General features: G+C 43.3%; 22 protein-coding genes. 13 read left to right on the top strand and 9 right to left on the bottom strand.

Features of this window, described 5'->3' with window-relative positions:
- Nucleotides 1-24 precede the first annotated feature (24 nt).
- Complete coding sequence (locus QLG00_RS15335; RefSeq protein ID WP_119026145.1) at nucleotides 25-891, bottom strand: carbon-nitrogen hydrolase family protein; 867 nt, start codon at nucleotides 889-891, stop codon at nucleotides 25-27.
- 825 nt (nucleotides 892-1,716) lie between these two features.
- Here QLG00_RS15335 and QLG00_RS15330 point away from each other — a divergent pair.
- Nucleotides 1,717-2,196: a pilin gene (locus tag QLG00_RS15330; RefSeq protein ID WP_151746477.1), complete on the top strand. Its 480-nt coding sequence runs from the start codon at nucleotides 1,717-1,719 to the stop codon at nucleotides 2,194-2,196.
- Nucleotides 2,197-2,406: 210 nt separating this feature from the next.
- Here QLG00_RS15330 and bfr read toward each other — a convergent pair whose 3' ends face one another.
- From bfr to gmk, 6 genes are all read right to left on the bottom strand, one after another.
- Complete coding sequence (gene bfr / locus QLG00_RS15325; RefSeq protein ID WP_004934272.1) at nucleotides 2,407-2,871, bottom strand: bacterioferritin; 465 nt, start codon at nucleotides 2,869-2,871, stop codon at nucleotides 2,407-2,409.
- Nucleotides 2,872-3,121: 250 nt separating this feature from the next.
- The gene (locus tag QLG00_RS15320; protein ID WP_004934275.1) at nucleotides 3,122-3,316 is read right to left on the bottom strand and encodes a bacterioferritin-associated ferredoxin; all 195 of its coding nucleotides are present in this window, start codon (nucleotides 3,314-3,316) and stop codon (nucleotides 3,122-3,124) included.
- 152 nt (nucleotides 3,317-3,468) lie between these two features.
- Nucleotides 3,469-3,852 (bottom strand): RidA family protein, encoded by a 384-nt coding sequence (locus QLG00_RS15315; protein WP_004934278.1) that lies wholly within the window; start codon nucleotides 3,850-3,852, stop codon nucleotides 3,469-3,471.
- A gap of 75 nt (nucleotides 3,853-3,927) precedes the next feature.
- Nucleotides 3,928-6,042 (bottom strand): HD domain-containing protein, encoded by a 2,115-nt coding sequence (locus QLG00_RS15310; protein WP_004934280.1) that lies wholly within the window; start codon nucleotides 6,040-6,042, stop codon nucleotides 3,928-3,930.
- 389 nt (nucleotides 6,043-6,431) lie between these two features.
- Nucleotides 6,432-6,713 (bottom strand): DNA-directed RNA polymerase subunit omega, encoded by a 282-nt coding sequence (gene rpoZ / locus QLG00_RS15305; RefSeq protein ID WP_004934284.1) that lies wholly within the window; start codon nucleotides 6,711-6,713, stop codon nucleotides 6,432-6,434.
- Nucleotides 6,714-6,781: 68 nt separating this feature from the next.
- Entirely contained in the window at nucleotides 6,782-7,405 is a 624-nt protein-coding gene (gene gmk, locus QLG00_RS15300) for a guanylate kinase (protein WP_025095725.1), read from the bottom strand.
- A 135-nt stretch (nucleotides 7,406-7,540) separates the two neighbouring features.
- Between gmk and ispH the strand changes: the two genes are divergently transcribed.
- The 12 genes from ispH to rplS all read left to right on the top strand — a co-directional run bounded on the left by ispH (nucleotide 7,541) and on the right by rplS (nucleotide 18,906).
- Nucleotides 7,541-8,491, top strand: a complete 951-nt coding sequence (gene ispH / locus QLG00_RS15295) for a 4-hydroxy-3-methylbut-2-enyl diphosphate reductase (protein ID WP_004934289.1) — start codon at nucleotides 7,541-7,543, stop codon at nucleotides 8,489-8,491.
- A gap of 120 nt (nucleotides 8,492-8,611) precedes the next feature.
- Nucleotides 8,612-9,058 (top strand): GspH/FimT family pseudopilin, encoded by a 447-nt coding sequence (locus QLG00_RS15290; RefSeq protein ID WP_004945018.1) that lies wholly within the window; start codon nucleotides 8,612-8,614, stop codon nucleotides 9,056-9,058.
- Complete coding sequence (gene pilV / locus QLG00_RS15285; protein WP_025095723.1) at nucleotides 9,055-9,591, top strand: type IV pilus modification protein PilV; 537 nt, start codon at nucleotides 9,055-9,057, stop codon at nucleotides 9,589-9,591. The genes QLG00_RS15290 and pilV overlap by 4 nt, the downstream gene beginning before the upstream one ends.
- On the top strand, nucleotides 9,592-10,560 hold the full coding sequence (locus QLG00_RS15280; RefSeq protein ID WP_212515270.1) for a PilW family protein: 969 nt from the start codon (nucleotides 9,592-9,594) through the stop codon (nucleotides 10,558-10,560).
- The gene (locus tag QLG00_RS15275) at nucleotides 10,557-11,225 is read left to right on the top strand and encodes a PilX N-terminal domain-containing pilus assembly protein (protein WP_104123908.1); all 669 of its coding nucleotides are present in this window, start codon (nucleotides 10,557-10,559) and stop codon (nucleotides 11,223-11,225) included. Before QLG00_RS15280 ends, QLG00_RS15275 begins: the two co-directional genes overlap by 4 nt.
- 17 nt (nucleotides 11,226-11,242) lie before the next feature.
- Nucleotides 11,243-15,604 (top strand): PilC/PilY family type IV pilus protein, encoded by a 4,362-nt coding sequence (locus QLG00_RS15270; RefSeq protein ID WP_282471329.1) that lies wholly within the window; start codon nucleotides 11,243-11,245, stop codon nucleotides 15,602-15,604.
- A gap of 65 nt (nucleotides 15,605-15,669) precedes the next feature.
- Complete coding sequence (locus QLG00_RS15265; RefSeq protein WP_119689994.1) at nucleotides 15,670-16,143, top strand: type IV pilin protein; 474 nt, start codon at nucleotides 15,670-15,672, stop codon at nucleotides 16,141-16,143.
- Nucleotides 16,143-16,577 (top strand): type IV pilin protein, encoded by a 435-nt coding sequence (locus QLG00_RS15260; protein WP_055414914.1) that lies wholly within the window; start codon nucleotides 16,143-16,145, stop codon nucleotides 16,575-16,577. The genes QLG00_RS15265 and QLG00_RS15260 overlap by 1 nt, the downstream gene beginning before the upstream one ends.
- Before the next feature lie 141 nt (nucleotides 16,578-16,718).
- Nucleotides 16,719-16,976 (top strand): 30S ribosomal protein S16, encoded by a 258-nt coding sequence (rpsP, locus tag QLG00_RS15255; RefSeq protein WP_004934313.1) that lies wholly within the window; start codon nucleotides 16,719-16,721, stop codon nucleotides 16,974-16,976.
- Nucleotides 16,977-16,993: 17 nt separating this feature from the next.
- Nucleotides 16,994-17,542 carry a ribosome maturation factor RimM gene (gene rimM, locus QLG00_RS15250; protein ID WP_004934317.1) on the top strand — a complete coding sequence of 183 codons (549 nt, stop codon included), beginning with the start codon at nucleotides 16,994-16,996 and terminating at the stop codon, nucleotides 17,540-17,542.
- A gap of 48 nt (nucleotides 17,543-17,590) precedes the next feature.
- Nucleotides 17,591-18,325, top strand: coding sequence for a tRNA (guanosine(37)-N1)-methyltransferase TrmD (gene trmD / locus QLG00_RS15245; RefSeq protein ID WP_004934319.1), 735 nt, complete (start codon nucleotides 17,591-17,593; stop codon nucleotides 18,323-18,325).
- Nucleotides 18,326-18,534: 209 nt separating this feature from the next.
- Entirely contained in the window at nucleotides 18,535-18,906 is a 372-nt protein-coding gene (gene rplS, locus QLG00_RS15240; protein WP_004934323.1) for a 50S ribosomal protein L19, read from the top strand.
- A gap of 66 nt (nucleotides 18,907-18,972) precedes the next feature.
- Here rplS and QLG00_RS15235 read toward each other — a convergent pair whose 3' ends face one another.
- Both QLG00_RS15235 and QLG00_RS15230 read right to left on the bottom strand, forming a co-directional pair.
- The gene (locus tag QLG00_RS15235) at nucleotides 18,973-19,944 is read right to left on the bottom strand and encodes a triacylglycerol lipase (RefSeq protein WP_282471328.1); all 972 of its coding nucleotides are present in this window, start codon (nucleotides 19,942-19,944) and stop codon (nucleotides 18,973-18,975) included.
- 131 nt (nucleotides 19,945-20,075) lie between these two features.
- On the bottom strand, nucleotides 20,076-21,113 hold the full coding sequence (locus QLG00_RS15230) for a lipase secretion chaperone (protein ID WP_282471327.1): 1,038 nt from the start codon (nucleotides 21,111-21,113) through the stop codon (nucleotides 20,076-20,078).
- Nucleotides 21,114-21,235 lie beyond the last annotated feature (122 nt).

The raw sequence follows: 21,235 nt of genomic DNA, 5'->3' as shown, positions 1-21,235 counted from the left end.
TGTAAAGCTTAGGCGAGGCGTGAGTTAGTCTTCAGGTTTGACCAAAGGCCCTAAGCTATCCAGATAAGGAAATTCAGTGTTGTCTTTTTGGTACACAGTAAAATGGCAATCGCGGTCACGAAAGCTTTTGAGTGGCTGCCCCAGACTACGAAGTCCGCGTCGACGTTCACGACGTACTTTTTCTAAATCGATTTCAATCGGAATAATTTCTGCACCTGCTTCCGATTGATGCAAAACATAACCTGACGGATCGACCACAATCGACCTGCCATTACCGCCATCACCCACACCATTGATGTCGATGAAATACACCTGATTTTGAGCTGCAGAGGCCCGCGCAATCGCCAGTTCCACATCACGATCAATCGTGTCGGTCATGGTCGGGTGTAAAATCACTTCGGCACCCATTGCAGCAAGTGTTCGTGTAGTTTCCGGGAACCACATGTCATAACAGATCGAGACGCCAAAGCGACCTACATCGGGTACATCAAATACGCAGAATTGATCACCACCCGCCACATCTTTTTCATACGGGCGAAACGGAAACATTTTGCGATAACGAGCAACAATTTGCCCTTCTGGATTAATCACCGATAAAGTGTTGTAAACAATCTCGCCGTCTGACCCTTCAGTACGTTCGAACAGCGAGCCTGGTATCACCCATAAACCTGTTTCACGTGCCAGTTCTGCCAATTGTGCTTCGGTTTGACTTGGCAGTGCTTCTGCCATGTGATGCTTGGGACCGAGTGGCGCCAGTTCTGAAAAAAGCACCATTTTGACCCATGGGAAACGCATGCGAATATGACGCATGTAATTGCCCATTTGCTCGACGTTACTGGTAAATGCAGATACCTGCATTTGAATCCCTGCTATACCAAAGGTGCTTGACATCATTTTCCCCTCACTTACATGTCCTACGATATTTGAATGTCATTGTTTTAACGTATGGTTAAAGTTGATGATTCTAGATCGAAGGAGTAGATCTGCCTTTGTTTAAAAAATCGTTTTTAGGCACATCTTTACGCCGCTAATAATCAGTTTTGGCAATAAAAAATTAAAATTAATTGCATAAAAAATATGTTCTTTTTTAAAAAACTTGCATCACTCCATGATGTTTTTTTTCACACCTACAAGATTAATTTCTGCTTTCGAGATCGTTCGTACAAGGGCCAATTTGATCAAAATACTAGGTGCCAATTTTGGTCATTGTAAAGTATTGTTTAACAAATAACTTTTAAAAATAAAAGCTCGGGTTTTGAATTTGATTGTTTAAAAAAGAAACAATTAAGTGTGTCGGGTGTTCAAAGAAAGCCTAATCCTTTTAGGTGTTGTGTCTTTTAAATCAGCAAATGAACAAGTTTGAAGAAAAACTAAAAAATTTGTTTAAATAGTCAGATAGTGGATATATCACATGATGTTTTATCGTTTTTTTGTCTGAAACATTAAAGTTTTTAGCTGAAAACTGAATTATGCCGAGCTTAATACTCTAAGTTTATTTTTACACCAAATGACCTGACAATTTTTACACCCTTCGACTGACAAAATTTGTCAGTTTCTTACATTTTATGTGACTTAATTTAAAAAAATATTCTCAAAATATGAATAAGTAATTGTTTTTAATAATTATTAAATTAACTGCATAAGTTGGCATATTCTGTGCAATCACTTACATAGCGATACACGCGATATAAAAAACAATACTATTGGAGAAGTTTTATGAATGCACAAAAAGGTTTTACCTTAATTGAATTGATGATCGTGGTGGCGATTATTGGTATTTTGGCGGCGATTGCGATTCCGCAATATCAGAATTATACTGCGAGAGCTCAAGCTTCAGAAGCAATGAATTTGTTAGATGGATTGAAAACACCTGTAGTTGAATCAGTAAGCAATGATGGTATGTCTACAGCTTGTAGTACTGCTGCTGCAACAACAGGGAATGGTGCAACACCTGCTGGGGCGTTAAATGGTTTAACCTTATCAGGTAAATACGTATCAGGAATAACAGCGACAGCAAACTCAACAACGTCGTGTGCTTTATTAGCAACATTTAAAACTGGTGCAGGTATAAATGACAAAGTAAGTGGCAAAAAAGTACAGTTCACTTACACTGCTGCCTCCGGCCAATGGGCATGTTCATCGAATCTAGATGACTCAATCCGTCCTAAGACATGTGATAGTGCTTCAAGTTTGTAATTCCAAGTGACTTGCAATAGAAAAATATTGCAAGTCACTTAACTTCTATAATGGGATTAATAAATTAACTTTAATAACTTCAGAATGAATAACGTAATTTTCAAAAAGGATCTTTAAATTTTATATTAAGACTAAGTAGTAGTTTCTATTATCTAACTTAAAATAGTTCAATAAAAATATACACCTTTTCATTGAACTTTAGGTATGAACTTAAACCTGACTTTGAATATAATTTTCAATGCCGATAGTTTCAATCAGATCCAGTTGTGTTGTGGTCCAATCCCAATACTCTTCTTCTTTTTCTAAAATCTCTTGAACTAAATCACGCGACACATAATCCTGCTGGATTTCGCTAATTTCAACCGCTTTTTTGAGCGTCTCAATATTTTCTTTCACTTTACGCACGTCACAGTTCAGCACTTCTTCGGTATGCTGACCAATATAAAGCTTACCCAGATGCTGTAAATTTGGCAGACCTTCTAAAAACAAAATACGCTCAATTATTTTGTCTGCGTGTTTCATTTGGCGGATCGATTCTTTGTATTCGGCAGAGCCGAGTTTTTCAATGCCCCAGTCATTAAACATGCGTGAATGTAAGAAATATTGGTTGATTGCGGTCAGGTGATGATACAGCACTTGATTGAGTTGATTGATAACGTCCCGATTGCCTTTCATGATATGACTCCAACAACAAATGATGCGCCTTATACAGTTAAGGCAATATGCTTTAAAGTTTAATCAACTCTTTAGGTGCTGGCGAGTAGTTTATTGAACAGCAAATGAAAATCGCAATCAAAAACAGTCGAATATCGCGCTTTTTAAAAAAATAAACCCGCTGACTGTGATGAGCGGGGAGGGGTATTAAAACTGAATATCAATTAAAAATTATAAAATAAATTAAGTACTCACTCACATAGTGCATCGATTATGCAGCGACAGAAATGCGTGCGGCAATTTCAGCCAGTTCTTCATTGATGATACTTTTGGCTTCAGGCGCACAGCGGCCACAGCACGTGCCTAAATCAAGCAATTCACGAATCTCGCGATAGCTTTCAGCGCCATTGGCAACGGCATCTTTAATATCTTGATCTGTAATACCACGACACAAACATACATACATCGGAGTGATTCACAATCTTAAATGGGATAATAGGTATTATTGATAATATTTATCGTTTGTCAATGAAATTCATTTGGGATTGCTGTTTTTATCATTGAGTTTTTGAATAAAAAAACACCACCTTATAGGTGGTGTTTATGAAGAAATATAACTTATTGATTTATAACAACGATACCATCCATCTCAACCAAAGCACCTTTAGGTAAGCTCGCTACACCTAAAGCAGCACGCGCCGGGTAGGGCTGGGCAAAATATTCACCCATAATCTGGTTGACCAGCTGAAAATGACTGAGATCGGTAAGGAAAATGTTGAGTTTGGCAATATCGGCTAATGAACCACCCGCAGCTTCACAAACGGCTTTTAAGTTATCAAACACACGACGAATCTGAGCTTCAATGCCTTCAACCAATTCCATACTGTAAGGATCTAAACCGATTTGGCCTGATAAATACAAGGTGTTGTCAATCAGGATCGCTTGTGAATATGTTCCAATAGCGGCAGGTGCATTTTCAGTATGAATAACTTGGCGTGACATCGATGACTCCTCTTCTCAATACAAAACATCATAATCGATGAGTCCAAAGGACAACAGTATCATCGATATAATTGATTAACTTGCTTTAATTTTATTTGCTTCGGTTACCGCAGAAGGAAGATATAACCGAGATACGCGTGGGAATCCAAAAAGCATGCGCAGATCGCGAATAATTTGTGCCACCACTTTACGGTTACTGACCACAATATTGGCATAGGTATGATCGCCATGCGGCTGAACCATTTCAACGCCCGTATGCGATTTACGGCATAAATAAATCAGCTCTGAAATCTGTTCACCATCAAGTGGCATATCAATGCACAAATATGCGGTAAAGCTGACATCATCCAGATCGTCTGAAGTCCATTGCAGCGGCATGATATTTTCCGGGTGCATATGTTGTTCATGTAGCAAATTACGACAACGCGCACGATGCACAATGAGGCCACGACGAGACAAATGCCCCTGAATTGGATCGCCTAAAATCGGATTACAGCAATGCGCATATTTGACATCGACGCCTTCTGTTCCCTGAATCAATCGGTCCGACACTTCATCGGTTTTTTGTGGCGTATCTTGAGAAAATAAGTGGTTGGCCACCAGTTGTGGCAATAAATCACCCACAGCAATCTGTTCAAAAAGCGCTTCTTTGGTTTCTACATGGCGCCATTGCAAGACACTTAACCAGTCTTTTTCCGACAAATCATGAATCGAGCGATTAAATAGCTTGAGAGCACGGTTGAGTGCTTGTTGACCCACCAAGAGTTGCTCATCGAAATCTTGATCGCGCAGCATATTTTGGATTGCGCGACGTGCCTTTTGTGTATTGATAAAGCTGAGCCAGTCTGGATTCGGCGTCGCTAGTACATCGGTGATGATATCGATCACCTGTCCACTCACCAATGGGGTCGAGAGCGGGCGAATTTCACCGTCAATTTTGGCTCCGACTGCATGGTTGCCAAGAAATAAACTGGCCGAATAGGCAAAATCAATCACTGTGGCACCTTGCGGTAATTCGTGCAAATGCCCATGCGGGGTATAAACCCAAATTTTTTCCTGATGCAGATAATCAAGCAGATCGTTAAATGTGGTTTTGGCACATTCACCATCAATTAAGGTCGTAAGATTCTGCATGGAGGCTTGAATCGCCGAGCGGCAAGCTTGCGGTGCATTCTCGCCGAGCACTACCCCAAAGCGCGCTGCCTTCCGCATCAGTTCAGTCTGAACGGTCAGAGAAAGCGTGGTTTGTTCACCTTTTAACTTCATCATCAGAGACTGATTTCCGCCGGGTAACGGGCGTCGGATGTGATCTTCAAAATCGACAATCTGGAAGTTTTCTTTGAGTGCTTCGACTAAACGGTCACAGTCTGCAATGCTTTGCAAGATAATTTCAAAGGCATGGCTGTGTGTGAGTTCGTGAAGGTTAATTTCATTTTTAACAAAGTGACGCAGTAATTCGATATTGTTATTTTTCTTTTTAATTCGGCCTTGAATTTGGTAGGTGTTTAATAAGTCGCTTAAATGTCGTTCCCAGTTGCTTTGATATTCACATCGTTTAGATTTGGTTTCGAGCAATGCTTCTTGCACATTGTTATACATATCTAAATCAAGATTTTGATAGCACAATAGCTCAAGGTTATCTGCCATTTCATTCATGCCCACAATACGTGCCATGGGAACAAAAATATCGAAGGTCTCTTGGGCAATACGGGCACGTTTATCTGGACGCAGTGCATCAAGCGTGGTCATGTTGTGATAACGATCGGCAAGCTTGATGATAATCACGCGTGGATCTTGTAAGGTGGCTTGCAAGATTTTTCGAAACGATGCAGCCTTGTTGTACTGTTTATCGCTTGAATGAGTCAGCTTGGTCACACCATCGACCAGATCTGCCACTACTTTTCCAAAGCGTTCACTAATTTCTTCTTTGGTATAGTCGGTATCTTCAATCACATCGTGCAACAACGCGGCCATGAGTGTATCGGCATCGAGACGCATATGTGCCAAAATACAACTGACGGCAATCGGGTGCACAATATAGGGCTCACCGCTTTTACGGGTAATGCCTGAATGCGCTAGATCGGCAAAATCGCAAGCAGCAAGCACATTATCGACGTCACTTGCATCCAAGTACGCTTCGATAATTAATTTAAGCTGTTGCTTGGCTTGACTGACCTCTTCACCTGGCATAAAACACCTTTTGATCGCTTGGGAGATGGATAACGATATATCTCTTAATGAAAAGCATATTGCGAAACTTGTCAATTTGTTCACAAAAAAAATCGCAAATATTTTTCTATCGTTAAGATTGGGAGAAACGATGTAAACCTACATTTGTATCAAATCTTTGCTTGAAGCGCACTAATTTAATGAGACTTATTCCTCAATTTGCGCGTTTTTTTCTCTTTTTTTGTTGATATTTTGATCGGTTATAGTGCCGCATCGAATTATTTGCTGATTGATTGGTTCGATTTAGCTTCAAAAGCACCGGATTATTTTCATTTTTGGGCTTTCATTTTTATATCAACTGACATAAAAAAAGCGCCAAATAATGGCGCCTTTTTGCTCTTGTCTTAAACTTATTGGAAAGAAAAACCTTCCAAGTTTAAGCTGTTTGCAGACAACGCAAGATCAAGAGAAGAAGTCTGATAGTCTTGCTCGCGCTGTTTTAAAATATCTTTAGTCACATGACCTTCTGCAATTTCACGAAGTGCAACAACGGTTGGTTTATCGTTGTCCCATTCTACAGTTGGCTCGATGCCTTGACGAGCAAGTTGACGCGCGCGCTTGCTTGCCACTAGTACAAGCTCAAAGCGGTTGTCTACATGGTCTAAACAATCTTCAACGGTTACGCGTGCCATATATGTTCTCGGTTAAGTAAATCTGACTAGACTGCGAAGTATAAAATGCTTTCAATTTATACTCAAGTTTATTCGTTGTTCGGTGTGATAAGTTGTTGAATGAGTTGTTGATGACGGTGTACCTGCTGATTCAGGGTCAGACGGTTGGCACTAATCACCGACTCTAGCTCATGCAAAGCCTTGTTAAAGTCATCATTAATAATGATATAGTCAAAGTTGACGTATTGCTGCATGTCTTCTACCGCGCAGCTTAAGCGATGCTCAATCACTTCTACGCTATCGGTTCCACGGTTAGATAAACGCTGACGTAGATCGAACTGACTTGGTGGCAAAATAAAAATTTGTTTGGATTCAGGAAAAAGTTTGCGAACCTGCTCTGCACCTTGCCAGTCAATTTCAAGTAAAACATCATGACCTTTGGCGAGCTGTTGTTTCACTGTGGTTTGTGAGGTACCGTAATAGTTACCAAAAACTTCTGCATATTCAATAAAGCCGTTTTGCTCAACTTGAGACAGAAAGTTTTCTTTGCTGGTAAAGTGGTAGTGAACGCCATCAAGTTCACCAGGTCTTTGGCCTCGTGTGGTGTGCGATACAGAAACGTGTAAATTGGTCACACGCTCTAAAAGCGCTTTGACGAGAGAAGTTTTGCCTGTTCCTGATGCAGCAGAAACGACAAACAATAGACCCGACATGATATTTTTCCTGATTATGATAAAATATCTTGGCTATTGTAGTGTACTACGGACCTAAACAAAATATAGTCCACTATAAAAGTTTATACCGACGCCAAATTTGAACGAAACATCTAGCGAATAATTGAGGATTCTATGGAAATTGTGTTGGCAAATCCACGTGGTTTTTGCGCAGGTGTTGACCGCGCCATAGCAATCGTAAATCGTGCACTTGAATGTTTTAATCCGCCTATTTATGTTCGCCACGAGGTGGTACATAACAAATTTGTGGTCGATGATCTGCGTCAGCGTGGTGCTATTTTTGTCGATGAACTTGATCAGGTACCTGACGACTCAATCGTCATTTTCAGTGCGCACGGTGTGTCAAAGGCCGTACAGCAAGAGGCTGAACGCCGTGGTTTGAAAGTGTTTGATGCCACTTGTCCATTGGTCACCAAAGTGCATATTGAAGTAACCAAATATGCGCGTGAAGGTACTGAGGCCATTTTAATTGGACACGAAGGCCATCCTGAAGTCGAAGGAACCATGGGCCAGTACGATAAAACCAAAGGCGGTCATATCTATCTGGTTGAAGATGAAGCGGATGTTGAAGCGCTGGCGGTTCGCCATCCAGACAAACTGGCCTTCGTTACCCAAACGACTCTGTCAATTGATGATACCGCCAAAGTGATTGATGCACTGCGCAGCAAATTTCCCCAGATTCAGGGGCCGCGTAAAGATGATATCTGTTATGCCACTCAAAACCGTCAAGATGCGGTTCGTGATCTGGCCAATCGCTGCGATGTGGTCTTGGTGGTCGGATCGCCTAATTCATCTAACTCCAATCGTCTGCGTGAATTAGCAGAGCGCATGGGCAAGGCGGCGTACTTGGTCGATAACGCGGATCAGCTTGAGCAACAATGGTTTGAGGGTGTCGATAAAATTGGTGTGACTGCCGGTGCATCCGCACCTGAAATTTTAATCAAGCAAGTGATTCAGCGCTTGCAAGATTGGGGGGCAGATGCACCTAAAGAATTAGAAGGGCGCGAAGAAAATATTACCTTTAGCTTACCTAAAGAATTACGTATTCATGTTACCCAAGCTTAAGTCTGAACTGTTTTAAAAAAGCGGATGAGTGTCACTCATCCGCTTTTTTATGCCCTTAATCTTGATTGTATGGGTTGTGTAAAAAAATAAGTTAAGCTAGACACTAGGGGGAGTGACGATATGCAAAAAATGAAAGGATTTACCCTCATCGAACTCATTATAACCATAACTGTTTTGGCAATATTGGCCACAATCGCAGTGCCATCATTTAACAGCTTGCTCAATAGGCAAAAGCTGAATGCCTCGGCGCGTGAATTAATGTCGAAATTGGTCGAGGCACGCACTCAAGCCCTGACTATTCGCCAGACCACGGGCGTATGCGTCAGCACCGTGACTAATTGTGAAAAGAATCCTCCGATTTCAAATATAGATAAGAATCGCATTTTTGTTGCGCAGCTCGATAAGGAAGTCACTCTTGCATCTGGTTCAGCCACACAACTGATTTTTCGTGTAGAAGGAATTCCAGTTGCGAGTAGCAAATTTTCATTACAGCGCCAAGGCGTTGCACGTTGTATCGAAGTCGGTGTAACAGGAGACACCACTTACAAAGAAGGAGCGTGCACATGAAGCTTGCAGGGCCTCAACGTGGTGTCGGTATAGTGGAAGTGATGGTGGCGTTGTTGCTACTGGCCATCGGTGTGCTTGGATTTACAGCGCTTCAGTTGCGTGCGGTGAGTGCCAGTATGGAAGCAGGCAATCAAGTGGCTGCGCTCAATATTGCACGAGACTTGACCGAGCGTATGCGTGCCAACCCTCAAGCCACACAATGTAAGCTGTATCACACAGAAGGTTCAATTAACAGCTCAACAAAGGCCTATACCAAAGCCTCCAACTGCGCCACAACTGTGAGTAGTCAGGCCAGTGCCCAAGCCACCAGCGATTTACAATATATTTATAACCAAACCACAAATTCAGGTATGAGCGTTATTGTGAATACCTGTCCCAATGCCAGCAATGCAGGAACAAATTTGGGGCGTCAATGCATTTATGTGGCATGGGATAAAACCGCACAAAGTTTTAGCAGTTCAGAGACATGCTACAAAAATGGTGCCACCAGTTATGAGCGCAATGCGACGTGTATTTTTCTGGAGGCCTATTAAATGACCCGATTACATCAGGCCGGATTTACACTAATTGAACTGATGGTAGCCATTACGCTGGGGCTTTTGATTACAGCGGCAGCCATTCAGCTGTACCTCACCAGTATCACCAGTTTTAATGTGCAAAAAGCCATGTCGAATATTCAAGACAGTGCCAGTTTTGGGGTGAACTATATTTTAGATGATGTTCGAAAAGCCAACTTGAGCGCATCCTCTGCATATATCAACGATCAACAAGCAAATGCGGGATTGCTTCTGACTGCAAGTAATGTCAGTGATCAAGTGAGTGGAAAATACTTATTAACGCTTGCCGAGACGGCACTGACCAAAAGCGCAGTTGGAGACAGTAATGTCGATCAAAAAAGTGATCAGCTTACGATTCGTTATCAGGCAACGCAAAGCGATTATGACTGTACCGGCAAAACCCTTGCCGCAGGTACCTATGTGGCTCAGCGATATTTTGTTGGCAGTGACAAAGCATTGCGCTGTGTGGCCGATCAATATATGCGAAATGGAAACACGATAACCGCAGTAGATGGCAAGCCAAAAACCACACTGGATTTGTCTGGCGCGGGGCAAATTATTATTCCCTCGGTCGATTATATGCGCATTAAAGTGGGCTATGTGAAAGGCGCTTTGAATAATCCAACAGCGCTCAATTACGTGTCTGTGGCAGATTATCTCGACACCGCAAAAACACCCGCAATGACCAAAAATATTGATGGTATCTCACAGCAGATCAAGCCATACATCAATGTGATTCAAATTGGTTTACTGGTGCAGTCAAATGAAACAGCAGGCAATGATGTAAACGTTAGAAATCGTAATAAAAAGACTTTTGATGTGTTGGGGCAGTCGGTTGCATTAAACAGTACAAATCAAGATACACGATTGCGTCAGGTAGTGACTCAGACCATTTCATTAAGAAATGCCATGGGTTGGGTGGAAGAGGGGTATGTCACACAATGAAAACCAATCAACAAGGTGCAACCCTGATCGTGGTGCTGATGATTTTACTCTTGATCATGGTGGTGGGAACTTTGGCTATCCGGCAAAGTGTCAGCTCGCTCAAAATGGTTGCAAATAATCAGATTCAGGCTTTATTGCTACAAAATTCGGATGCTGCCCTGATGTATTTTCAAAATCCTGTGAATACCAGTACTTTGGCTTCTGCAAATGGTGTCGTTAATTATTTTCGTAATGTCGGTAATCTTAATCAGGAAATGGTGAGCTGTTTTAATAAGACAGCACCGTTTGTGATGAGCAATATGGGTGTGGTCAATAGTTCAGGCACGGTCGATAACCAAGCCTCATGTAAAAGTACCGATGCTGCGGGTGGGCGCACGCAGGTGGTCACACAGGTGTATATCAAAAAGGCAGCATCATCGGACAATCAGCCATTTGCTGACTATGCGCGTGGTACCGATATCACCACTGCAAAAACGGAAAGCAGTTTACGCCTACAACTGACTTCAGTTTCTGTCATGACCGGATTTTCATCTGCCGAAGATATCAATACCTGTCTGAATCAATCGGCCAGTAATGCCATCAGTTGTTTGAGTCAGAAGCAGGCCTTGTTTAATTCACAAGTGGCCGAGTATCGCTTCTTATCTGACTTTGAGCCACCTAAGTAGGTCAAGGGAGAACAATCATGAAAAACAAGAAATCTAAAAGATTTAATCCCTTACCTGGTACCGCTACACCTCAGCATCATCGGATGCTGTGTACAGCTCTGATGAGCGTTTCACTGATAATTGCATGCAACGCTCAGGCCAGTGATGTCGAGGTTTATCATCAAGGAGCACAATTTGATAAGCGTTTAATGCTGATGGTCGATCAGTCCCGCACCATGGGGGGAGCAGGAGCACTCGATTTATTAAAAGAATATCCTATTTGTGTGGGGAAAGGTGTCTCTAATATTTTAGGTTCAGGGGGTGGGCTGGGGCTGCTAGGCGATAAAGATGCGCTTGAGTTGGTCACCAATACCGTAGGTGCAGTCGATCAGGTGGCTTTACAGGGCTTACTGGGCGGGAGTCTGGATCCGCTGTTAAAGATCACCACAGAGTCACCGAGCAGTAAATACAACTATGCACGTAATTACTGTACCGTAGTCACCACAGATTTGGTGGTAAAAACACTCGATGGCTTATTAAAACCGCTGCTGGGTGCAACCGGGCTAGACGCCAAAAGTTATATCGAAAATACCTGTGATTTTCAGGCCAATGTTAAACTGCTGAACAGTGTTTCTGCGGTGGGTGTATATCGATGCTATGACAAACTTTCGCGGGTCAAAAATGCCTTAACGGACGTATTGCTTGGAAATAGTAGTACAGGGCTCAAACCTCTGCCAGACAATGTCAGTGTCGGGATATCGGTCATGCCGGTTGATGTTATGACCAATGATCGTGCGGGACGTATTTTGGCGCCTGCTTGTAAGCTGTCGACCACTCGAGCCAGTGATACCAATTTCCGTTGTTTTGAAAAGACCTACTCAGGGAGTGCCACCACGTATCGTAACTATCTAGTCGAAAAAATTGCAGGAAATATTCAGTCCAAAGGCGATTTTAATCTACAAAATGTATTGGTTATTGTGCCGAAACTGATTGCAGCGTTGGTGGGTGATATCTTTAGTAAACTCTGGAGCATTCTTTCAAATCCAGTAAAAGGTTTGTCTGAGTTATTAGAATTTAAGGGTACAGCCAGCACCGTCAATGATTTACTCAAAACTCTTGGACTCGCAGGGAATGTTCCAACCGCCAGTACCTATGCAGAGACGGGTGCCTATTTAATGGGAACCACTACCAAGGGTACTGGTGCTAGACAAATAGCAATGAGAATTATTCCAGTAAAAATTCTATTTCTTCCACTATTAGGCTGGTACGATTATAAATGTGATAAATACGGAACAGATAGCTGGCAATCTGATGGTGTAACGTGTAAGGATGATGCTTGGCAGTATAAGTCTGGTGGAATATCAACAACTAATCTTATACAGGTAAATGATGATCTGGTCAGCTCCCTTATCAGTGATGGAGTGGTAGGGGGGCTTTTAAATGGTGTGGTTGGTAACATCTTGGGAATCAAGGTCTCAGAGAAACATCTCTACTATGGCTATGATTCACAAGCTGATATTGAATATAGCGGCTTTAGTAACTCGGTCGATTCCAGCAAACGTTCTACTACATTTTATCGCGCACCGACAGACACACCGCAATGTAATGCTAACGGTATTATGGTGATTACTGGTGGCGTACCAAATATCACCCCAACGGTTACCGATGCACTGCTTAAGCAAGGCGCGGAAGGGCTGGGCACACAAAATGCGATTGAGCGTTTGATGGGTCGTTCACTCAATACTTCGGCCACAGACTTGTCGAAGCTCGACCTCAGTAACGTTTTTCAGTGTGATGCATCGGCAGGATTAAAATCGACCACTTTAAGTAGCCGTGATTATGCCACGTGGAGCTGCATTGGTAATTACACCAAAAAGCTACTCGATAAAAATATCACCACGGGTGTGATTGGCGTTGGGCGTGAATTTACCACGATTCCAAGCACTACAGATTCAGCCCAGCTTGAAGCATCGATGACAGGTGTAAATAATTCGCTATTGGGTCAGATTGTTCCGAATTTATTAAAGGATACCTTAAACGTATTGCTTGGTGGTACGTTGGTGAATGGTTTAACCAGTTTGCTTGGCAATGTGTTTCCAACCGATGCCGAGGATGTCAAAAATTTGGCACGGTGGGGCGTATTGGGTAAAGGGGGCTGGTATAACTCAGCCAGCTCAGAAAATATTGCCAACAGTATTTATAACTTCTATGCCAATTTGGGCATTAGTAACCGGGAAACTTTTTTAGGCGTACCTGTGGTGCCAACAGATCCACTTACCCCATACAATCTTGATAACTATGTTTTTCAAAACATGTTTGTTCCCGACGACAAACAAACTTGGTTTGGGAATGTAAAAAAATATTTGGCCGATACAGGTGAAACCATACAGACCAAAACCATCACCGATGTCTGGAGTAATAGCAACATACAATCCACCAAAACCAGTATTTTAACGGGTGGGTTTGCAGACAAATTACCTACAGCGACCAGTAGCAGTGCATCTAGCCGGCAGTTATACGTGAACCGCGCGTGTATCACGAAAGATAAAAAATATGATGTTTCCGCTTCAATTGGGCTGATTGGAAACGACTACTACACCAAGCTCTGCGAAAGTCAAAGTAAAGACCCGCGTCGTAGCGATTTGATGAACCTGCTGGGCTATCAAATTCAAACCACCAATAATCAAGAAAGTCTGATTGCCAAACCTGAATATAAAAAAGTCGGGATGGTGCTTCATTCATCGCCAATCAAAATTACCCAGTCGGCTACCATCAAAAATGATGGTTCATTAACACGTGATGATTATTTGGTATTTGGTACCGTGCAAGGGCTTTTACATGTGGTCAATGCCAGTACAGGTATAGAAAAATTTGCATTTTTACCCAATGAGCTACTTGAAAATGCCAAGCAGCGTAAAGCCTTTACAGGTACAAATCTTGAGGGACACGACAACTTTAACAATATGCAATACGGCATTGATGCGCCGTGGACCGCCTACAGTGAATATGTGTGGAACACTAAAGATAGCAAACTCACTGTTGGTAAGTCGGCCACAGATGCAACTTGTATAAAAGATGGCGTCTCGACGGGCGCCTGCGGTAAGCAATACCTTTATGGTGGATTACGTATGGGTGGACGCAGTTATTATGCCTTGGATTTGAGCCTATGGGATGATCAAACCAAACCAAGCTTAAAATTCTATATTGATCCTGCTTCTGGCAAAGTTTATTCATCGACCACTCCAGAAGGAAAAAGCTTCGATGCCATCAAGTACATGGGGCAAAGCTGGTCGAAACCAACCGTGGCATGGGTAAACTGGCAGGGCAAACGCAAATTGGTCATGTTTGTGGGTGGTGGCTACGATGCGGGTGGAACCGATGGTAATGCCAATAATGGCGGATACGAACAGGTCAGTTACGCTCAGAGCAATAAGATTGGTTCGGGTGTGTACATGTTTGATGCCGAAAATGGCGATCTGCTCTGGTGGGCCAGCAATTTGGCCACCACAGCCAATACCGGTGCCACCATGGCCTTGAAAACCAACATGCAATATAGCGTCGTCAGCCGGATCAATGCAGTAGATCGAAATGGTGATGGTCTGGTGGATCATTTGTACTTTGGTGATTTGGGCGGACAACTCTGGCGTGTCGATATTAATAACGGCAGTAATCCTCAACAGTTTGCACAGGCAGCACAACTGCTCGATCTGCAAAACAATAAACCAAGTGACTTAACCGATGCCAATTTACGTTTTTATGAAGCACCTATTTTTAGTGTGTATGGATATGGCGCCAATTCACTTGCTGTGTTGAGTATTGCAACCACTAACCGCAGTTTACCGATTAGTGATCAAAGTGCCGGGGTGGTATTTAATCTTTTCGACAACGATGTCACACAGGTGAGTTTTAGCACCCGTGATATGGCAGCAAACAATAAAAATTTAGTCGCTTATGCACAATTACCAAAATATGGGGAGCTGACCATGGTCAATCGCCCGCAATATGGTTGGTATGCCAAATTAAGCAACCAGCAAAAGGTGATGGATGAACCTGTGGTCATCAATAAAAACCTGTATGTGAGTATTTTTGATCCGATTGCACAAGAAGGACGTGTGGCAGATTGCTCAATTGGTGTGCAAGGTTTGAGTAGTGTCCGTCGCTTTTGTCTGCCATATGGTGTGTGCGAAAAGTCGGCTGACCTGACAACAACACTTAAACTTGGAAAAGGTATTTTACCTGTGACGATTGGCGCCGGTACCACCAGCAATGGCGTAACGACCCGACAAATCTTGGGGGGAAGTTCAACCGATCGTGACTCGACCAAAGATGTGCTCTCAAGTACCCAAACCACGCGGCGTCAAATTGTGCCATTAAAATGGTATGAACAGTACACCCCTTAAATGCAGATTGCCTCACATCTCTTTATGGGGGTGTGAGGTGTCATCATCCAATCAGGAGCGCATCTATGTCGCGTAGCACGCAAGGGTTTACCTTAATTGAGCTGATGGTGGTCGTGGTCATGATTGCCATTGTTGCCACCATTGCGATTCCGAGTTATCAGGAATATGTCCGTCGCTCTAATCTGGCAGCAGCACAGCAAGAAATGCAGAAAATTGCAGCCTTGCTAGAACGACATCGTTCACGTAACTTTAGTTATTCGGGCTTTGCCTTAAAAGGAACAGCCGACAGTAAAGGGCCTTATTACGATGTCGCGAATGCAAGCGATACCGCTTTACTATTGCCATTAAACAGTAGCAGTGGGTCGCAAAAATACAAATTAGATCTGAGTTTAAATACACAGGATTGGGCAATTAAAGCCAGTAGTGCCGATTCAAATAATTACTCGCTGCTTCTGACCAGTACTGGGTTTCGCTGCAAAAATAAAACAACAAACAATATCGATTTTATGACCTGCGGTACAGGTTCGGAGACATGGTGATGCAAGCAAAGCAAGGATTTACCTTAATTGAGCTGATGATTGTGGTGGCAGTCATTGGGATTCTGGCGGCAATTGCCTATCCGAGTTATCAGAATTATAAAATACGAGTGAATCGCGGTGAGGTTCAGGCCGAGCTGATTCGTGTGGCGCAGCAATTACAAAGTTATAAAGTGGTGAATCGGAGTTATGCCAATGCTTCACTCAGCGGTTTGGGTATTACATCGAATTTTCCGGCTACAGGAACAGCATTTTATACATTAGGATTAACGCTCGATACCGATAATCAGGGCTATGTGCTGACGGCAACACCCAATGCATCAACGATGCAGGCCGGAAATGGTATTGTATGTTTGAATCAGGATGGACAAAAGTACTGGGCCAAAGGCAGCAGCAGTTGCAGCTTGAGTAGCGCCTCGGACTGGGATGGAAAATAAATTCAAAACTATGGATAAGTCAAAATTTAATCTTTCATTCGTTTGCGATTTGACGTAGAATACTGCCCTCTATGAAAGGGGTTTGAAGTGTTGCCGATGGTCGGCGCAGGGATAATCCGTAAGAATTATAAGGCTTTTATCATGGTAGTTATTCGTCTTGCACGCGGTGGCGCAAAAAAACGTCCATTCTATCAAATCGTTGTTACGGATAGCCGTAATGCACGTGATGGTCGTTTCATCGAACGTATTGGTTTCTTCAACCCGACTGCTCAAGGTCAAGCTGAGAAACTACGTTTAGATGCTGATCGTTTTGCTCACTGGGTATCTCAAGGTGCTCAACCATCTGAGCGTGTTGCTTCTTTGGCTGCTCAAGCTAAAAAAGCTACAACTGCTGCATAATTTGTAGTAGGTAGCCCATGACACCAACACAGAATGTACCTGAAGATCGTCTTCAGATTGGACAGTTACGTTCCGCTTATGGATTAAATGGGTGGCTCTGGGTGTATTCCAATACAGAACCTATGAGCAACATGTTTGACTACCTGCCTTGGTACATTCAGACCAAAGCAGGTTGGCAAACTGTCGATGTAAAACGTTGGAAGCCACATGGCAAAGGGCTGGTTGTTTCGCTGAAAAATGTCAGTGACCGTACAGCAGCAGATAACCTTGTGGGCGCCACCATCTGGATTTCAAAATCACAACTTCCGAAAGCCGATGTAGACGAGTACTACTGGTCAGATTTAAAAGGCCTGACAGTACTGGGTCTGGATGAAGAAGAGCATGAAGTGAATTTGGGTCAAATCCATGAGTTATTTGAAACCGGTGCCAATGATGTCATGGTCGTACGTGCGACTGCGGACAGCGTGGATGCTGAAGAACGAATGATTCCATGGCATAAAGATGTGGTACAACGTGTCGATCTGCAAGCAGGTCGAATTTACGTCAATTGGGGCGTAGATTACTGAAATCGTGGGCTTAGCCACAAACGCAGTTGGAAAATATAGGAGTCTGCGATGTTTTTTGCAGTCATAACACTTTTTCCAGAAATGTTTGATGCAATTACGGCTTACGGAATTAGTGGACGCGCAACCAAGCGTCAGATTGCAAAAGTCACTTGCATCAACCCACGTGATTTTGCACAGGGTAATTACAAACGAGTGGATGAACGTCCATTTGGTGGAGGCCCTGGCATGGTAATGATGGCCGAGCCACTGGCAAAAGCAATTACCCATGCAAAAGCGCTTGCCATGCAAGCAGGCTGTCAACATGCACCTGTAGTGTACATGTCGCCACAAGGCAAAACCTTAAATGAAACCGCCGTGCAGCAGTTCGTTCATTATGATGGATTGATTGTGCTTTGCGGACGTTATGAAGGTGTCGATGAGCGACTGATTCAACACTATGTCGATCAGGAATGGTCGATTGGTGACTATGTCCTGTCAGGCGGTGAGTTGCCAGCAATGGTACTCCTCGATAGCATCATTCGGCGTTTGCCCGATGCAATGTCTGACGAACAGTCACATGTACAAGATTCTTTTGTGGATGGTTTACTCGATTGCCCACAATATACCAAGCCTGATCATTTTGAAGGGCTAGATGTACCCGAGGTACTTAAATCGGGGCATCATGCCAATATTGAAAAATGGCGTTTTTTGCAGCGTTACCAACGTACACTTGAGCGCCGACCAGAGCTGGTTGAGCACGTCGAGTTGAGTGCGCAGCAAAAAAAATGGCTAAAAGATAAGTAAGGACAGTCAAGTCAAGTGCGAGTTTGTCCTTGCACCCTACGAGAAGCCATGCTTCGAGTTACTGCTTAAACATTGTTTAAGCTGAATAATAGGCTCTTTAAGGTAATGTTGCTTTAAAGGGAAAGTTAAACAGGGTGATATGCGCTTTAGCCTCTATCCCCAGCGGCGTCAGAGACCTCTTCTCGCCCGCACATATTGGAGATTCCACAATGAGTGGTAAACATCCTTTAGTTCAAGCTGTTGAAAATGCACAGTTGAAATCTGATATCCCTGCTTTTGCTCCTGGTGACACTGTTGTTGTCCAAGTTAAAGTAAAAGAGGGTGACCGTGAGCGTCTTCAGGCATTTGAAGGTGTTGTAATCGCGAAGAAAAACCGTGGTTTAAACTCTGCATTCACAGTACGTAAAATTTCTAGCGGTGTTGGTGTTGAGCGTGTTTTCCAAACTCACTCACCAGTTGTTGCTAAAATTGAAGTGAAACGTCGTGGTGACGTACGTCGTGCTAAACTTTACTACCTACGCGAGTTGTCTGGTAAAGCTGCACGTATTCGTGAAAAATTGCCAGCACGCAAACAAGGTTAATCTTAACGTTGTATGCTTGCAAAAAAATGCGCCCATTGGGCGCATTTTTTATGTTTGAAATTTAATTTATAAGCCTTGCAGTTTAAGACGGTTGGCATGTTGACGGAAAATCGATACCGGATCTTGAGCAAAGACCGAGCGAAGCCCAAGCACCTGATTCACTTCATCCAGATGATTTAACACGTAATTGTCGCGTATGACTGTACCAATATGGCTACTACAGGCCGGTACCAGGCCATCATTATTCTGGCCACTAAACACACTGCTAAGGCCAAGTAGGTAATCGGTTGGATCAACAGGGTTGGTTAAAACACTGGCGCCACTCCATGAATAATATTGAATACCATTGACCTTAGCTGCGCCCTGTCCGCAAGCTGTTGTGGGTACACCAGCAGAAAAAGTGGCATTAAACTTATTGGCGCCTTCGGTCGAGAGGCTATAGGCTGCGCCAAGTGAATCCATCGGATACTGGCGTGGATCATCGAGTTGACCAATCGTAATCAGGTTGGTGGCTGCATTGACCAGTGTTGCAATCGGTGCTTCAAGTACCGTTCCAGCTAAGGATTTATAAATTAAATCGGCCAGAGGTGCTCCTTTTGCAGGCCCGCCCACAGTAGACACCGAAGCGACTCGATCCGGCAGTACCCCTGCCACATAGCGAACCGATTGTGAACCGTGACTATGGCCAATCAGATTGACCTTTTGTGCACCGGTAATGGCTAAAATATCCTGTACTTCTGCCAGTAATTGTTCACCGCGAACTTCGGAGGTATTGGCTGCAGATTGGCGCGTGGCCCAGACATTTGCCCCGTTTTTGGCTAAATCCTGCGGAATCTGATACCAATAATCCAGACCAAACGCTTCTGTACCCAGTTTATTAAAACCGAATAAGCCATGTGCCAGTACAATTGGATACTTGGTTTGGGCGTAGCTTGAAATGACAAAGGATGTCTTGGCATTTTGAATAGGCGCAGAACTGGCCAGAACCGGCTGAGCCAATACCATTAAAATACCAGTGAATAATAATTTAACTTTCATTGAAATGTTCCCTGCATTTATTTTTTCTGGATTTGAACCTGCTCATGATGTTCAAATCGGATGTTATGTCCTTGTTAACATGTTTTATTTTTAGTGTAGCTCAACTCCTTTTTTAATGATCAAATTGTGAATTATTCTGTAAGTGGCAAGCGCTGACCACGATCTTTCGCAGCTTCAAAGGTTTGAATACGCACTTGATCTTGCTGGCGACTAAAAGTGGAATTACGAAGTGATTCGATGGCTTTTTGCTTGGCGCTGTCACTCATGGAGCTGTCTAAAATGCTTTGACGCGCATCAAGATATTGGGTCACGGTGGCTTTCCACGCTGTACGCTGTGTATCGAGATTTTCTAAACGAGTAGTGGCTTCGGGGCCAACCAGTTGGGTTCGCATATCGTGTAATTCTTGTGCTGAGCCACCTTTACGTTTTATGGAGGCGGTTAGCTGACGTAAATCATCGAGTGTTGAAAGCTGTTCCAGATTGGCTTTCCAGTCTGTAGGTAACTGATCAAACAGTGCCCGCAGTTGCTTGGCCTTTTCTACATCGCTCAGTGCATTGTTATTTAAAATGCGCATACGATTAAGCGTGTACTGATTGTAAAGATCTTCTGAGCCAAATAAGCCTTCAATCTCGGGGGCAGAAAAGAAACGCTGCCGAAGTGCCATGCGCGATGCAAAAACACTTTGGAAGTAAGCCAGCTCATTTTTAGGGCCAGCGGGTTCAGGTAGGGTGCCTAGAGCCTCCCGATATTTTAAGTAGCGTTGCCACAAGTCTGTAGTCTGACTTAAAGCAGGATCGGTTAAACTCGCGGCGAGGTAGGCTTTAAAATCCTGATCAATTTGGGCTATGGATTTTTCACCATATTGTGTTAGGAAATATTCAAAGCAATTGCGCGTTTGCTCATTGACCACCAACCGATTCGATCCATCACGTTTGAGCTGACAATTGATCTCGGTATCGCGTTGGCTGGTGCTGCTAAAGGGCATTGTAGTGTTGGCAGCATTTTGTGCAGAAGTATGTACAGCACTTGCTGCCGACAATTGCGTTGCAGTCACATCACTGCGCTGTGCCGATGAAGCCGCAGGCCTTAACCACATCACCAGTAAGGTCACCAAGACCACCAAACCGAGGACACCTGTCCAGATATAAATTTTTTTCGATCCTTGCATACAACATTCCAAACCGCACTTATTTTTATTCGATGATGATGTCAATCAATCTCACTAAAAAAATAGCATATCTCTGGCGAAATAATTAAAAAACGGATGAACGGATTTGATACCATGGCGGC

Source organism: Acinetobacter sp. V89_7 (assembly GCF_029967895.1).
Classification (GTDB): domain Bacteria; phylum Pseudomonadota; class Gammaproteobacteria; order Pseudomonadales; family Moraxellaceae; genus Acinetobacter; species Acinetobacter soli.
The sequence above is the reverse complement of the archived record's forward strand: the minus strand, read 5'-3'. Positions and strand labels throughout refer to the sequence as shown.

What these genes read in the sequence shown, in the direction of transcription:
- QLG00_RS15290 (WP_004945018.1), top strand. Translation starts at nt 8,612, where the DNA reads ATGCAAAAAATGAAAGGATTTACCCTCATCGAACTCATTATAACCATA.
- rpsP (WP_004934313.1), top strand. Translation starts at nt 16,719, where the DNA reads ATGGTAGTTATTCGTCTTGCACGCGGTGGCGCAAAAAAACGTCCATTC.
- QLG00_RS15310 (WP_004934280.1), bottom strand. Translation starts at nt 6,042, where the DNA reads ATGCCAGGTGAAGAGGTCAGTCAAGCCAAGCAACAGCTTAAATTAATT.
- rimM (WP_004934317.1), top strand. Translation starts at nt 16,994, where the DNA reads ATGACACCAACACAGAATGTACCTGAAGATCGTCTTCAGATTGGACAG.
- QLG00_RS15280 (WP_212515270.1), top strand. Translation starts at nt 9,592, where the DNA reads ATGACCCGATTACATCAGGCCGGATTTACACTAATTGAACTGATGGTA.
- ispH (WP_004934289.1), top strand. Translation starts at nt 7,541, where the DNA reads ATGGAAATTGTGTTGGCAAATCCACGTGGTTTTTGCGCAGGTGTTGAC.
- gmk (WP_025095725.1), bottom strand. Translation starts at nt 7,405, where the DNA reads ATGTCGGGTCTATTGTTTGTCGTTTCTGCTGCATCAGGAACAGGCAAA.
- QLG00_RS15230 (WP_282471327.1), bottom strand. Translation starts at nt 21,113, where the DNA reads ATGCAAGGATCGAAAAAAATTTATATCTGGACAGGTGTCCTCGGTTTG.
- rpoZ (WP_004934284.1), bottom strand. Translation starts at nt 6,713, where the DNA reads ATGGCACGCGTAACCGTTGAAGATTGTTTAGACCATGTAGACAACCGC.
- QLG00_RS15260 (WP_055414914.1), top strand. Translation starts at nt 16,143, where the DNA reads ATGCAAGCAAAGCAAGGATTTACCTTAATTGAGCTGATGATTGTGGTG.
- QLG00_RS15330 (WP_151746477.1), top strand. Translation starts at nt 1,717, where the DNA reads ATGAATGCACAAAAAGGTTTTACCTTAATTGAATTGATGATCGTGGTG.
- QLG00_RS15235 (WP_282471328.1), bottom strand. Translation starts at nt 19,944, where the DNA reads ATGAAAGTTAAATTATTATTCACTGGTATTTTAATGGTATTGGCTCAG.
- QLG00_RS15335 (WP_119026145.1), bottom strand. Translation starts at nt 891, where the DNA reads ATGTCAAGCACCTTTGGTATAGCAGGGATTCAAATGCAGGTATCTGCA.
- rplS (WP_004934323.1), top strand. Translation starts at nt 18,535, where the DNA reads ATGAGTGGTAAACATCCTTTAGTTCAAGCTGTTGAAAATGCACAGTTG.
- QLG00_RS15315 (WP_004934278.1), bottom strand. Translation starts at nt 3,852, where the DNA reads ATGTCACGCCAAGTTATTCATACTGAAAATGCACCTGCCGCTATTGGA.
- trmD (WP_004934319.1), top strand. Translation starts at nt 17,591, where the DNA reads ATGTTTTTTGCAGTCATAACACTTTTTCCAGAAATGTTTGATGCAATT.
- pilV (WP_025095723.1), top strand. Translation starts at nt 9,055, where the DNA reads ATGAAGCTTGCAGGGCCTCAACGTGGTGTCGGTATAGTGGAAGTGATG.
- QLG00_RS15265 (WP_119689994.1), top strand. Translation starts at nt 15,670, where the DNA reads ATGTCGCGTAGCACGCAAGGGTTTACCTTAATTGAGCTGATGGTGGTC.
- bfr (WP_004934272.1), bottom strand. Translation starts at nt 2,871, where the DNA reads ATGAAAGGCAATCGGGACGTTATCAATCAACTCAATCAAGTGCTGTAT.
- QLG00_RS15320 (WP_004934275.1), bottom strand. Translation starts at nt 3,316, where the DNA reads ATGTATGTATGTTTGTGTCGTGGTATTACAGATCAAGATATTAAAGAT.
- QLG00_RS15270 (WP_282471329.1), top strand. Translation starts at nt 11,243, where the DNA reads ATGAAAAACAAGAAATCTAAAAGATTTAATCCCTTACCTGGTACCGCT.
- QLG00_RS15275 (WP_104123908.1), top strand. Translation starts at nt 10,557, where the DNA reads ATGAAAACCAATCAACAAGGTGCAACCCTGATCGTGGTGCTGATGATT.